Here is a 13,611-nt window from a genome sequence, read left to right on the forward strand (position 1 = left end):
CGAAAAATTCTAGGAGAGGTTATGAGCACAAATACTGGTCAGTATAAAAATAGTTATTATGTGGATTCGAACGGTCTGCATTTTACGGATACCCAAGGTTATAGCGCTCACTATGGAACTGATGGGGTTGTAAGATTTTTCGATAATAATGGTTTTTCAGTTGATGTAAGTAGTAATTCTGCATCTGCTACTTATGGTTTTGGTTCTTCTTCTGTTTCGGTTGATGCGAGTAATCAAATTGTTATGTCTACGGATGTAGGGGGTGGGGAGATAAGAACAATTTCACAAGTTGGTGCTGATGGTAATTTGTATGTAAAGGAAGTGTCTATAAGTGGGGCTGCTGTTCAGTATGGAACTAGATTGCTTTCAGTCGAAGTTGGGACTGAGCTTAAATGGACGCCGAATGGCTGGGCGAGCGGAGTTGATGGGCAGATTGCAGTTGCAGGAGTGACTATTACTGATATTGCAGAATTTGCTATTACTTCAGTCGAAAATTCTTCGGTCAGCGAGCTATTTAAGACTCGAAGAGAGTGGCAGGAATCGGGGGCTGGTGACTCTCATAAAGAGTGGTTGAGGAAGAGAAACATGCCTCGCATAGATCCTTCTTCTAATGACAAATTCAAAACTGCGCTGAGATTCGTACAGGTCTATGATCCGCTTGCTCTTGACCTTGATAGTGACGGTATAGAAACCGTATCCAGTGATGCCGGTATAACTTTCGACTTCGATGGCGACGGCCTGAAAACAGGCACCGGTTGGGTCAAGGGTGACGACGGCTTTCTGGTGCTGGACCGCAATGGCAACGGCAGCATCGATACCGGTGCCGAGCTGTTTGGCGTGGACACCGTCAAAGCCAATGGCCAAAAGGCCAGCAACGGCTTTGATGCCCTGCGCGATCTGGATGGCAATGCCGATGGCGTATTCGATGACCAAGATGAACAGTTCGCCAATGTCCGCGTTTGGCAGGACCTGAATCAGGATGGTGTCGCCCAAGTCAATGAGCTGAAAAGCCTGGCCGAGCACGATATTACCGCCGTCAACTTGGGCTCCACCGCCACTAACCAAAACTCCAACGGCAACTTGATCAGTGCTGTGGGCACTTTTGTACGTGGCGATGGCAGTGAGGGTTCGGTTAACGGCAACCAGAGCCTGGCCGCTAACCTGGATCTAGCGACTAACCCGTTCTACCGCGAGCACACCGATACCATTGCCCTTAGCGATAGCGTTAAGGCCTTGTCTGATATGAAAGGCTCCGGTGCTGTGCGTGACTTGCGAGAAGCCGCGATGCTTAGTAGCCAGCTTCAGTCGCAGTTGAGCCAGTATAATCAAGCCAGTCGACCGGATCAGGTTGGTATGCTTGATACGCTTCTACGTACTTGGGCTGCGACTGCGGACTATCGTACCTGGGATCAGCGTATTGGTGATCTGGGTAACGATATTGTCGAGGTCAGTTTTGCTTATTCTTGGGAGCGTGCCACAACCGATGGAATTGGCAGCGGAGCTAGCAGTAGCGGCAGTCAGGCTGAGATAGGCTCGGCTAAAGAAGATACTGGGCCGACGGCAGAACAACTCGAAAAACAGCAGTTGCTGGAGCGTGTTAAGATTTTAGAAATATTTAATGCGCAGAATTTCTTCAATTTTTCGCGTGACGAATCATCCACCGATTCTGGTGGCGATGCTTTAGTCGCTTTTTCTCTTTCCTCTGGGGCAAATACTCGATCGAGATCGATGTCTGCCGGTGGCCGAGAAGTTGTGCTGACCGAGGAAGATATTAGTATCAATGCCGGTCAGGCTGAGTTGTTGAATAAGTCCTACGAAAGTCTACTACATTCTTTATATAAGGGGTTGGTTGTACAGGCTCATCTGAAACCTTATCTCGATGTTATTGGGTTGGTGTTTAGTAATGCCGAACCTGTTTTGGATTTCTCAGCCACTCAGCAATTATTCCTGCAAAACGCCGAGCAGAACCCTGCAGAGACCATGCTGGATATAGCAGACTTTATGAGTTACATGAAGTTTACGGGCAAGGACATGCTCAATTGGGGCAGTTTTACTGACCGTATGTTGACCTCATTAAGTGAGGCTGATGCCGTGGAGTTCTATCGTCAAGTTTCTTTGCTTCCATTACCCGATGAAGATGAAAGTGTGCGATTCGGCACCCATAACAGCGATAGTTTCAAAGTAAGCGCTCCATAAACCTCATCTACAAATGATCCGCAGGCCAGGGCGGTTGCAGGAGCTGAGTGCAACACGGTTATTGAATTGACGCTGGCGCATCATGCCGCATAGCCATGGCTTCTTGCATTACTTCGCTCATGACTTCGATCGGGCACTTGAAGTCGAAGCGCTTACGCGGCCGCATATTCAGTTGCAGTGCAATGGCATCCAACTGTTCTTGGCTGTGTCCCGACAAGTCTGTGCCCTTGGGCAGGTACTGGCGAATGAGGCCGTTGATGTTTTCGTTGCTGCCGCGCTGCCAGGGGCTGTGTGGGTCGCAGAAGTAGATCGCTATGCCGGTTCTCTGGGTGATCTCGGCGTGCCGCGCCATCTCCCGGCCCTGGTCGTAGGTCATGCTCTTACGCATCGCCAGCGGCATACGATTGAGTGCGGCGCTGAAACCTTCCATCGCCGAGGTCGCCGTCGCATCGTTCATCTTGATCAGCATCAGGTAGCCACTGGTGCGTTCTACCAAGGTGCCGACCGACGAGGCGTTGGCCTTGCCCTTGATAAGGTCGCCCTCCCAGTGGCCCGGCATCAGGCGGTCTTCAATCTCCGGCGGGCGCACGTGAATACTGACCAGCTCCGGGAGCTGGCCACGTCGATCCACGCCGCCAGAGCGCGGCCTGCGCGTCGTCTTGCTTTGGCGCAGGCAGATAATCAGCTCCTTACGCAGCTCGCCGACCGGCAAGGCATAGATCGCGGTATAGATCGTCTCGCGACAGACGTAGGCATCTCTGAGGCTGGGTATGTTCATGCTGCGCAGCTTGCCGGCAATCTGCTCGGGAGACAAACGCTCACGCAGCATATGGGTCACCAACTCGAAGCGTTCACTACCGGGCAGCAGCTTTCGCTTGGGCCGGCAGACTTGGCGCCGGGCTCTCATCTGCTGCTGCGCCGCACGGGCCGAGTAACGACCGCAGACCTCTCGATTACGGCGCAACTCGCGACTGATAGTCGAGGGGGATCGGTTGATCAGGTGGGCAATCTTGCGCAGGCTAAAGCCTTGGGCATGACCGATTTGAATAGTGGCGCGCTCTTCAACGCTGAGTTCGGAATAAGACATAGGGGCAGCACCGTATCGGAAAGATCAGGTGTTGCACTCAGTTTTTGCCGCCGCCCAGCCAATGCTGAGCTCCAATTTCTTTCTGGAGCCAGCCGTCATGATGCGCCCCGACGCCAAAGTCGAAAAAGTCTATCTATACCCCAAGCCGGTGGATTTCCGAAAATCCATCGATGGCCTGGCCGCCCTGGTCGAGCTGGATATCAAGGTGGCGGTGTTCGACCCGGTGCTGTTCGTCTTCCTCAACCGCGCGCGCAGCCGGGTGAAGATTTTGTATTGGGAGCGCAACGGCTTTTGCCTGTGGCTCAAGCGATTGGAGGCTGAACGCTTCAAGTCGCATCCGGAACCTGGCGAAGATGCGATCGTGCTGACGGCCCAGGAGTTGAACTGGTTGTTGGACGGTATCGACCTGTGGCGCAACCGGCCGCACCAGGTTTTGACCCCTAGGTTCGTCACCTGAGCCGGTATAATCCACGGCATGATTTCTGTGCCCGAAACCCTTCCTGATGACCCCGCCGCGCTCAAGCAATTGCTCGCTGAGGTGTTGTCGTCGGCGCAGGAATTGGCCAAGGACAAGGATGGGCAGATCGAGCGCCTGCGCGAACAAAACGCGCTGTTGATCCAGCGCCTGTTCGGCCGTAAATCCGAGCAGAGCAGCGACCCGGATTCACCGCAGCTAGAGATGTTCAACGAAGCGGAAAGCCTGGCCGAAGCGGCGGCTGAAGCTCCGGCCGCTGAGGTCGAGGAAGAAGTCGTTGCGCCGACCAAGTGCCGCGGCAAGCGCAAGCCGTTACCGGCCGAACTACCGCGTGTCGAGGTCATCCACGAACTGCCCGAACACGAACTGACCTGCGAATGCGGTTGCCGCAAGCAGGCCATCGGCGAAGAAACCAGCGAGCAGCTGGAAATCATCCCGATGCAGGTTCAGGTGATCCGCCACGTTCGCAAGACCTATGCCTGCAAGGCCTGCGAAAGCGCGCCGGTCACCGCTGACAAACCGGCCCAACTGATCGAGAAAAGGCTGGCCAGCCCGAGCGTGCTGGCGATGCTGCTGACCAGCAAATACGCCGACGGCATCCCACTGTATCGCTTCGAAAAGATGCTCAGTCGCCATGGCATCGACATCCCCCGGCAGACCCTGGCGCGCTGGGTGATCCAGTGCGGCGAACTGCTACAACCGTTGCTCAACCTGATGCGCGACAGGCTGCTGGACAGTCCGGTGATCCACTGCGATGAAACCCGCGTGCAGGTGCTCAAGGAGCCTGGGCGCGATCCGAGCAGCCACTCCTGGATGTGGGTGCAGACCGGTGGCCCGCCTGGCAAACCGGTGATCCTCTTCGACTACACAACCAGCCGCGCGCAGGAGGTGCCGCTGCGCCTGCTCGACGGTTATCGCGGCTACCTGATGACCGACGATTACGCCGGCTACAACGCCGTGGCCGCACAACAAGGTGTTGAGCGCCTGGCCTGCTGGGCGCATGCGCGGCGCAAGTTCGTCGAAGCGCAAAAGGTGCAACCGAAGGGCAAAACCGGGCGTGCCGACATCGCGTTGGGGATGATCAACAAGCTCTACGGCATCGAGCGCGAACTTAAGGATGCCAGCGATGAACAGCGCTACCGGGGCCGCCAGCAGCACAGCCTACCGCTCCTCGATCAGCTCAAGACCTGGCTGGAGAAAACCCAGCCGCAGGTCACGGCGCAGAATGCCCTGGGCAAAGCAGTGAACTACCTGGCGAGCAACTGGAGCCGACTCGAACGCTACATCGAGGCTGGCCACCTGCCGATCGATAACAACGCTGCCGAGCGCGCGATCCGGCCCTTCGTCATAGGTCGCAAGAACTGGCTGTTCAGCGACACGCCGAAAGGCGCGACCGCCAGCGCCCAACTCTACAGCCTGGTGGAAACCGCCAAGACCAATGGCCAGGAGCCCTACGCCTGGCTGCGCCATGTCCTCGAACGCCTGCCGCTGGCCAACAGCGTTGAAGCCTACGAAGCGCTGCTGCCTTGGAACTGCCAACCAACGACGCCACTGTAAAACGCAAAACCTCTCCAGAGGGAGGTGGGGTCTATGGAGCGCTTACCATAGGACTCTATCTCGCCTTTAAACATCAGGGTCTTCGAGGCCCGCGTAAAGCGCTTGCTGCGCTCGCCGAAACAGTCTTCCTCAAGTATTTCCCGATAAAGAGCCTTGCGCTCCTCGGTATTTAGATTGGTTATATCCTGGTAAACCCGCACCGGCTCAGTCATCGTCGCACCCTATATAGTCCGCAAGTTTTTCATCCGCATAGTCGCGACCCTTCTCAAGAAGCTCATCTGGAATGTACTCGGTGATATCGATATCCAGACCAAGCTCTACATTAGGCATCTTTTCCGCCAACTTCTGAAACTGCTCGACGGCCGCCCCGGTATCGCGCATCAGCCGTTTAATATCAGCTCTATCGGCTGCTGAATACTTCAACGCCGTTAGCACTTGCTCGGCCATTGCTTCCTCATCGAATAGCCCTTCACCAAATAACGGGCTGATAAAGGCATTGCCGGTATAGTCGCCACTGACCGGGAAAGTCTTTTCCTTAACTTGGCTTGCCGCACTGAAACCAGGTGCCTTCTTTAGTCGCTTCTTGGCCGCGTCGAAGTAGGTCCCCTCATCATTGGGTATTTTCGTCCGGGTGGGTATGCCATTGCTGATGCGGGCACAAGGGTCAGGTCTTGCCTTTTGCCTTCGCTATTATTCTGCTTACACGCGAATAATGCAGACCAAAGTAATTGCCTATTTCCTTCATGGTGTAGCCGCCACTTGCGTAAGCTGACTTCACGGCATCATCACGTGTGGCGCCTGACTTTTCGTACCAATCCAGCGGCTTGGGCATCGGGCGCCTTTGCGATGAGGGTATTTCGCTGAGCTCTTGATCGGCCTCTATTTTTGCCTGCATTGTTGAGACAAATTGATCTGAACCTAAATAAATTTGATTTTTTAGCTGCTCCCATGGCGAAGGTTGCTCCTTCCCTTCTGCGATGAACAGCTTATAGCCCGTTACAGCATCAGATAAGTACGAGCCGAAGGCCGATAGCATCCAGTTAACGGTTAACCATCGCGGCGCCTCGAAAAAGCCGGCTGTTGCACGATAACTACTCCAGGGCCAGTCCTGAGCGGTGCGTACCATCCGGGCTCTGACGGGATTCAAGACGATATAACGCGACAGCTCCAGCAAATAACTATCTTTCTCAACCAGAATGGCTTTATAACGCCCTTGAAAGACGTGCCCTACCCGACTCTGCGCTTGGTTGAAACGCTGCGTATAAACACCATTAAGCTGACGCATACCTTGTGCAAGATTCGCATCTGGCGTTTCAATAAGTAGGTGGTAATGATTACTCATCAAACAGTAAGCATGGCAATGCCAATTAAACCGCTGGCACACCTCACCAAAAACAGACAAAAAAAGCTCTCTGTCATGATCAGACAAGTAAATATCTTCACGCCCATCTCCACGAGACGTTACGTGATAGAGCGCACCGGCAAATTCAATTCGTAGGGGACGGGCCAAAACTCGTATCCATCATCAACCAAACAAGAACAACCTCGCTTAGCCAAAGCCTAGTAAAGATAAAGCAAAAGGCAAGACCTGACCCCTATTTCTCCAACTGCGCCGCCACCTAACCCCAGTGGTTACCGGCTTAGTTCATCTGCCACGCACGAGTGATCGTGTTTGCAGCGCTACTCGAGTCTTGCGTAATTCGCGGGCAGCCCACTCTCCTACAATCCTTGCCTAGCCCAGATTAAATTCGTGAAGCGCTCGTTTAACATCCGACGAGAAACCAGGGGTGGCGGGATTCACGGGCAAGCCAACGCCAGCTCAGCATTCGAGCTAAGTAAGCGCTCCATAGACCCCACCTCCCTCTGGAGAGGTTTTGCGTTTTACAGTGGCGTCGTTGGTTGGCAGTTCCAAGGCAGCAGCGCTTCGTAGGCTTCAACGCTGTTGGCCAGCGGCAGGCGTTCGAGGACATGGCGCAGCCAGGCGTAGGGCTCCTGGCCATTGGTCTTGGCGGTTTCCACCAGGCTGTAGAGTTGGGCGCTGGCGGTCGCGCCTTTCGGCGTGTCGCTCAACAGCCAGTTCTTGCGACCTATGACGAAGGGCCGGATCGCGCGCTCGGCAGCGTTGTTATCGATCGGCAGGTGGCCAGCCTCGATGTAGCGTTCGAGTCGGCTCCAGTTGCTCGCCAGGTAGTTCACTGCTTTGCCCAGGGCATTCTGCGCCGTGACCTGCGGCTGGGTTTTCTCCAGCCAGGTCTTGAGCTGATCGAGGAGCGGTAGGCTGTGCTGCTGGCGGCCCCGGTAGCGCTGTTCATCGCTGGCATCCTTAAGTTCGCGCTCGATGCCGTAGAGCTTGTTGATCATCCCCAACGCGATGTCGGCACGCCCGGTTTTGCCCTTCGGTTGCACCTTTTGCGCTTCGACGAACTTGCGCCGCGCATGCGCCCAGCAGGCCAGGCGCTCAACACCTTGTTGTGCGGCCACGGCGTTGTAGCCGGCGTAATCGTCGGTCATCAGGTAGCCGCGATAACCGTCGAGCAGGCGCAGCGGCACCTCCTGCGCGCGGCTGGTTGTGTAGTCGAAGAGGATCACCGGTTTGCCAGGCGGGCCACCGGTCTGCACCCACATCCAGGAGTGGCTGCTCGGATCGCGCCCAGGCTCCTTGAGCACCTGCACGCGGGTTTCATCGCAGTGGATCACCGGACTGTCCAGCAGCCTGTCGCGCATCAGGTTGAGCAACGGTTGTAGCAGTTCGCCGCACTGGATCACCCAGCGCGCCAGGGTCTGCCGGGGGATGTCGATGCCATGGCGACTGAGCATCTTTTCGAAGCGATACAGTGGGATGCCGTCGGCGTATTTGCTGGTCAGCAGCATCGCCAGCACGCTCGGGCTGGCCAGGCTTTTCTCGATCAGTTGGGCCGGTTTGTCAGCGGTGACCGGCGCGCTTTCGCAGGCCTTGCAGGCATAGGTCTTGCGAATGTGGCGGATCACCTGAACCTGCATCGGGATGATTTCCAGCTGCTCGCTGGTTTCTTCGCCGATGGCCTGCTTGCGGCAACCGCATTCGCAGGTCAGTTCGTGTTCGGGCAGTTCGTGGATGACCTCGACACGCGGTAGTTCGGCCGGTAACGGCTTGCGCTTGCCGCGGCACTTGGTCGGCGCAACGACTTCTTCCTCGACCTCAGCGGCCGGAGCTTCAGCCGCCGCTTCGGCCAGGCTTTCCGCTTCGTTGAACATCTCTAGCTGCGGTGAATCCGGGTCGCTGCTCTGCTCGGATTTACGGCCGAACAGGCGCTGGATCAACAGCGCGTTTTGTTCGCGCAGGCGCTCGATCTGCCCATCCTTGTCCTTGGCCAATTCCTGCGCCGACGACAACACCTCAGCGAGCAATTGCTTGAGCGCGGCGGGGTCATCAGGAAGGGTTTCGGGCACAGAAATCATGCCGTGGATTATACCGGCTCAGGTGACGAACCTAGGGGTCAAAACCTGGTGCGGCCGGTTGCGCCACAGGTCGATACCGTCCAACAACCAGTTCAACTCCTGGGCCGTCAGCACGATCGCATCTTCGCCAGGTTCCGGATGCGACTTGAAGCGTTCAGCCTCCAATCGCTTGAGCCACAGGCAAAAGCCGTTGCGCTCCCAATACAAAATCTTCACCCGGCTGCGCGCGCGGTTGAGGAAGACGAACAGCACCGGGTCGAACACCGCCACCTTGATATCCAGCTCGACCAGGGCGGCCAGGCCATCGATGGATTTTCGGAAATCCACCGGCTTGGGGTATAGATAGACTTTTTCGACTTTGGCGTCGGGGCGCATCATGACGGCTGGCTCCAGAAAGAAATTGGAGCTCAGCATTGGCTGGCCTGCGGATCATTTGTAGATGAGGTTTATGGAGCGCTTACGTCCTATGAACAGGGGCTGGACGATGAGGCGGAACTGGGCGGCCGGCGCGAGAACGACCTGACCCATCTAGTGCCTGCCTATCTGTGTCTGGCATCGCCCGAGGTATCGGTGGATTTTTTTGCGCAGATACTCGGTCGCTACAATAAAGCTGTGCAAACGAGCGTAGCCGGCCAAATTGTCGTCTACCTAGATGGCGGTCCGAGCCTGAGTGAGGCGTACTTCTCTAGACTGCAACATATGCTCCTGGCTTTGGGGCGCCTGGCCCCCATTGATTCGCTGATTGGCGGCCTAAGCGAGGATCGAGTGATCAGAATGTTCAATCGATTCCTCTCTCGAGTCAGCTATGAGGCGAACAGCAGCCGTTGTTTATGGCCGCTGTTCTCTGATCAATTCGATAAGGAATTTGCCGCGCTACATAAGCAGTTTGGCAATCGTGAGGAGGATATTATTGTACTTATGCAAGGCCTGTTCGGCAGTGCACCCAATCACCCGGATGCCTATACCGATGCCGGTTTTATAAACTTCTGTCAGCGATATTTTTCCCGCACCTTTAGCCCTGAATTTCTGGCCTATCTGGACGGGCTGTATTTCTCGATCGCCGAAGATAAAAGGATTGTCTGGGGTGGAAGCAAGATTCTATCTGCTGCTGAGTGACCTGGATGCGGCGCTGCGCAGGGAAGTAGGGCTATATAGGGTGCGAGGATGATGACTGAGCCGGTGCGGGTTTACCAGGATATAACCAATCTCAATACCGAGGAGCGCAAGGCGCTCTACCGGGAGATACTCGAGGAAGACTGTTTCAGCGAGCGCGGCAAGCGCTTTGCGCGGGCCTTGAAGACCCTGGTGTTCAAGGGCGAAATAGAGTCCTATGAGCAATGGTTTAAGGATGAGGAGGAACTGAGCGGCCTGCGCGAGAACGATCTGACCTCCTTGTTACCTGTTTACCTGTGCCTGGCTTCGCTCGAGGTGTCGGTGGATTTTTTTGCACAGATACTCGGCCGCTATGATAAAGAATCGCAAACGAGTATAGCCGGCCTAATTGTTTCCTACCTAGATAGCAGCCCCGACCTGAGCGAGGCGTACTTCATAAGAGTGCAGCATATTATGTTGGCCTTGGAGCGCTTGGCACCCGTCGATTCACTGGTTTGCGGGCTAGTGGCCTGTCTGGTTAATCCAATAACTCATTCCGAATTACAGCCAGCTTTGCTCGATGCACGGAGCTGATAATCGACTCAGCCGTTTTGCTCCAGCGGAACGGCTTAGCCGAATGTTCGTTATGAGCCTCAATGAAGCGACGTATCGCCGCTCTCAGGTCAGCCACGCTGCTGAAGGCATCACGATAAAGCGCCCGTCTTTCCAGTTGCGCAAACCAGCCCTCCACGGCGTTCAGCCACGAGGCGCTGGTCGGTGTGAAGTGCAGCTTGAAACGGGGATGCTTCTCCAGCCATTCCCTGACGGCAGCGGTCTTGTGAGTCGAGCTGTTGTCCAGAATTACATGCAGGTCCAGCTCGGCGGGAGTGCTGCGGTCGATCTGTCGAAGGAACTCCAAAAACTCCTTGGCCCTGTGCCGCTGGGTGATACGGCCGATGACCTTACCCGTCAGGATGTCAAAGTCTGCGTACAGACTGGCCGTACCGTGGCGCTTATAGTCATGCGTCCGCCGCTCAATCTGCCCGGGCTTGAGCGGCAGCATGGGCTGTGTGCGGTCCAGCGCCTGGATCTGTGTTTTTTCGTCAACAGATAGCACCAGGGCGTTGTCGGGCGGATTCAAATAGAGCCCGACGACATCGACCACTTTGTCTGCAAAGTGCGGGTCGTTACTGATCTTGAAGGTTTTCAACCGGTGCGGCTTGAGGTCGGCAGCAGCCCACACCTGTGCGACCTGCCAGATGCTGCCCCCAGCGTACTTGGCCATCAACCGTAGGCTCCAGTGGGTAGCTTCGCGCGGGACTCGCTGGGTCGTCAGCGTCAGGATTTCCTTGATCTTCGCTTCGTTGAGCTTGCGAGGCGCTCCACTGCGCCGCAGGTCACTCAGCCCCTCCAGACCGGTCTCCTGGTAGCGTTTACGCCATTTGAAGACCACTGGCGCAGAGACTTGCAGCTGCTCGCTGATCTCCTTGGGCGTGAGACCGTTGGCCAGCAGCAACAGAATTCTGGCCCGCTGGCCGATGCTCTGAGGCAGCGATCCCATGCGTAACCAGCCTTGCAGCATGTCGGCATCACTGGGACTCAAGAAGAATGGGGCTGCTGGCCGGGCCATATGGGAGCTCAATTCATGACGATAGAGCGCGCAGTATACTGGCTCGGCATTGGATTAACGAATTTTACAGACAGTTCGCTAGGCGAGGACAACTTGATCAGAATGTTCAATCGATTCCTTTCCCGAGTCAGCTATGAAGCCAATAGCAGCCGTTGTTTATGGCCACTGTTCTCCGATCAGTTCGATAGGGGCTTTGCCGAAGTGCATAAGCAGTTTGGCAAGAATGATAAGTACATCCTTGCACTTATACAGGAATTGTTCGGCAGTGCACCCAATCACCCGGGTGCCTATGTCGATACCGGTTTTATAGACTTCTGTCAGCGTTATTTTTCCCGCACCTTTAGCCCTGAATTTCTGGCCTATCTGGACGGGCTGTATTTCTCGATCGCCGAAGATAAAAGGATTACCTGGGATGGAAGCAAGATTCTATCTGCTGCTGAGTGACCTGGATGCGGCGCTGCTCGCGGAAGTAATGCACAGCCTGAGTGCGGAGAAGGCAGTTTTCGTCGAGGAGGTGGCCGCCGAATGGCAGGCCTTATACCTGGCCCTCGAGTACATCGAACTGCCGTCCAGTATTATCCCGCTGGAACCGGACAAGCTGGTGCTCGGTTGGGACACCAACTTCGACCATGAGGAGCTGAGTGCCCTCGCACAGCCCTTCTCGGAGGCCAATTTGCAAGTGGCGCTGCTGCTACTGGTGCTTGAAGATGGCAGCAGCATGCGGGTGCTCTCCCTCGACCCCGAGGCCTGGGAGGATTACAGCGCGCTCAGCTCCTTAAGCGCGTCGTTGCTCAGTGAATCGGCCGTCACCGAGTGGCTGCAGGCGGCAGTAATCAGCGGGTGAGCGAGGTGTTGTGGCTGAATTGGCCTAAGCCGCGCGCTGGCCTTGTTCGCGGATAGGCGCGGGTTTGTGCAGTCTTGCTTGACTGATTGCAGCAGGCTGAGGGTTTACGCCACAACCTATTGAGCTGTTCGACTTATACTGCGCAGCAGCCTGCCAGCAGTGCGCTGGCAGGCCTTTTTTCATACCTCTAGTGAATTGCGCAATGGACCCCGTCAAGCTTTCCGCCATTACCCCTGACCTGCTTGATTCGCCCGGTGAGGCCGCTGATGCGCGGCGTTTGCCCTTTGCCTTCGCCAAGCGCCATGGCGTGCTGCTGATGGCCACGGCCAATGGCGTGCACCTGGCGTACCGGCCGGGCACTTCGGTTACTGCCTTGGCTGAGGCGCAGCGTTTTGCCGGGCAGGTGCAGGAGATCGTGCCACTGGAGTTGGAGGCCTTCGATCAGGCGCTTAGTGATGCCTACCAACACAACTCCTCGGCGGCGATGCAGATGATCGAGGAGCTGGGCGATGAGTTGGATCTGGAAAGCCTGGCCGAGCGCCTGCCGGAAACCGAAGATCTGATGGAGCAGGAGGGTGATGCGCTTATCATCCGCTTGATCAACGCCATCCTGTCCGAGGCGGTGAAAGAAAACGCCTCGGATATCCATGTAGAAACCTTCGAGAAGCGCCTGGTCGTGCGCTTTCGCATCGACGGTATTCTGCGCGAGGTGGTGCGCCCGCGTCGTGAGTTGGCCGGTTTGCTGGTTTCGCGAATCAAGGTGATGGCCAAGCTGGATATTGCCGAAAAGCGCATCCCCCAGGACGGGCGGATTTCCCTGCGTTTGGCCGGCCGTGAGGTGGATATCCGGGTTTCCACCCTGCCATCATCCAATGGCGAGCGGGTGGTGCTGCGTTTGCTCGATAAGCAAGCAGGTCGCTTGTCGCTTAAGCATTTGGGAATGTGCCGGCGCGATATGGCATTGATGCAGGAAACCCTCAGCAAGCCCCATGGCATCTTGCTTGTCACCGGCCCTACTGGTTCCGGTAAGACCACCACGCTGTATTCCAGCCTGGTCACTCTGAATGACGACACACGCAATATCCTCACCGTCGAAGATCCCATCGAATACAACCTCGAAGGCATCGGCCAGACCCAGGTCAACACCAAGGTCGATATGACCTTCGCTCGCGGCCTGCGCGCCATCCTGCGTCAGGACCCGGACGTGGTGATGGTCGGCGAGTCTTGAGTGGTTAATTGGCGCTTTGGCGTTTGAGAGCAATGGCGAGGCCAATACCAATAGAGTTGTGCGG

13 protein-coding genes and 1 pseudogene are annotated in these 13,611 nt (G+C 56.0%); 8 read left to right on the forward strand and 6 right to left on the reverse strand.

Annotation, left to right across the window (positions count from 1 at the left end):
- Window positions 1-21 precede the first annotated feature (21 nt).
- Entirely contained in the window at window positions 22-2,196 is a 2,175-nt protein-coding gene (locus tag BLW24_RS17170) for a hypothetical protein (RefSeq protein ID WP_139272689.1), read from the forward strand.
- A 58-nt stretch (window positions 2,197-2,254) separates the two neighbouring features.
- On the opposite strand, the gene BLW24_RS17175 is transcribed toward BLW24_RS17170, so the two are convergent.
- Complete coding sequence (locus tag BLW24_RS17175) at window positions 2,255-3,283, reverse strand: IS30 family transposase (protein ID WP_090375993.1); 1,029 nt, start codon at window positions 3,281-3,283, stop codon at window positions 2,255-2,257.
- Between the two features lie 61 nt (window positions 3,284-3,344).
- Here BLW24_RS17175 and tnpB (BLW24_RS17180) point away from each other — a divergent pair, with 61 nt between their 5' ends.
- Both tnpB (BLW24_RS17180) and tnpC (BLW24_RS17185) read left to right on the forward strand, forming a co-directional pair.
- Complete coding sequence (gene tnpB, locus BLW24_RS17180; RefSeq protein ID WP_244161054.1) at window positions 3,345-3,740, forward strand: IS66 family insertion sequence element accessory protein TnpB; 396 nt, start codon at window positions 3,345-3,347, stop codon at window positions 3,738-3,740.
- 18 nt (window positions 3,741-3,758) lie between these two features.
- Window positions 3,759-5,315, forward strand: coding sequence for an IS66 family transposase (gene tnpC / locus BLW24_RS17185; protein ID WP_090384538.1), 1,557 nt, complete (start codon window positions 3,759-3,761; stop codon window positions 5,313-5,315).
- 204 nt (window positions 5,316-5,519) lie between these two features.
- Here tnpC (BLW24_RS17185) and BLW24_RS17190 read toward each other — a convergent pair whose 3' ends face one another.
- From BLW24_RS17190 to tnpB (BLW24_RS17205), 4 genes are all read right to left on the reverse strand, one after another.
- Window positions 5,520-5,762, reverse strand: a complete 243-nt coding sequence (locus BLW24_RS17190) for a hypothetical protein (protein ID WP_090384637.1) — start codon at window positions 5,760-5,762, stop codon at window positions 5,520-5,522.
- A gap of 217 nt (window positions 5,763-5,979) precedes the next feature.
- Entirely contained in the window at window positions 5,980-6,825 is an 846-nt protein-coding gene (locus BLW24_RS17195; protein ID WP_090384643.1) for an REP-associated tyrosine transposase, read from the reverse strand.
- 371 nt (window positions 6,826-7,196) lie between these two features.
- Complete coding sequence (gene tnpC, locus BLW24_RS17200) at window positions 7,197-8,753, reverse strand: IS66 family transposase (protein WP_090384647.1); 1,557 nt, start codon at window positions 8,751-8,753, stop codon at window positions 7,197-7,199.
- Between the two features lie 18 nt (window positions 8,754-8,771).
- Window positions 8,772-9,167, reverse strand: a complete 396-nt coding sequence (gene tnpB, locus BLW24_RS17205) for an IS66 family insertion sequence element accessory protein TnpB (RefSeq protein ID WP_244161054.1) — start codon at window positions 9,165-9,167, stop codon at window positions 8,772-8,774.
- Between the two features lie 117 nt (window positions 9,168-9,284).
- Between tnpB (BLW24_RS17205) and BLW24_RS17210 the strand changes: the two genes are divergently transcribed.
- Window positions 9,285-9,869: a hypothetical protein gene (locus BLW24_RS17210; protein WP_139272690.1), complete on the forward strand. Its 585-nt coding sequence runs from the start codon at window positions 9,285-9,287 to the stop codon at window positions 9,867-9,869.
- 51 nt (window positions 9,870-9,920) lie between these two features.
- Complete coding sequence (locus tag BLW24_RS17215) at window positions 9,921-10,439, forward strand: hypothetical protein (RefSeq protein ID WP_139272691.1); 519 nt, start codon at window positions 9,921-9,923, stop codon at window positions 10,437-10,439.
- Here the strand turns inward: BLW24_RS17215 and BLW24_RS17220 are convergent.
- Window positions 10,384-11,475, reverse strand: a complete 1,092-nt coding sequence (locus tag BLW24_RS17220; protein ID WP_090384666.1) for an IS630 family transposase — start codon at window positions 11,473-11,475, stop codon at window positions 10,384-10,386. The genes BLW24_RS17215 and BLW24_RS17220 overlap by 56 nt on opposite strands.
- Before the next feature lie 15 nt (window positions 11,476-11,490).
- On the opposite strand from BLW24_RS17220, the gene BLW24_RS17225 reads away from it, so the two are divergent.
- The 3 genes and pseudogenes from BLW24_RS17225 to BLW24_RS17235 all read left to right on the forward strand — a co-directional run.
- Window positions 11,491-11,919: a hypothetical protein gene (locus tag BLW24_RS17225; RefSeq protein WP_139272692.1), complete on the forward strand. Its 429-nt coding sequence runs from the start codon at window positions 11,491-11,493 to the stop codon at window positions 11,917-11,919.
- A complete protein-coding gene (locus BLW24_RS17230) occupies window positions 11,888-12,319 on the forward strand; it encodes a hypothetical protein (protein WP_090384677.1) in 432 nt (143 codons plus the stop codon). Before BLW24_RS17225 ends, BLW24_RS17230 begins: the two co-directional genes overlap by 32 nt.
- A gap of 202 nt (window positions 12,320-12,521) precedes the next feature.
- Window positions 12,522-13,541, forward strand: a pseudogene (locus tag BLW24_RS17235) (GspE/PulE family protein); the annotation flags it as partial.
- Window positions 13,542-13,611 lie beyond the last annotated feature (70 nt).

This window comes from Pseudomonas anguilliseptica (genome assembly GCF_900105355.1).
In the GTDB taxonomy this organism is placed as follows: Bacteria; Pseudomonadota; Gammaproteobacteria; order Pseudomonadales; family Pseudomonadaceae; genus Aquipseudomonas; species Aquipseudomonas anguilliseptica.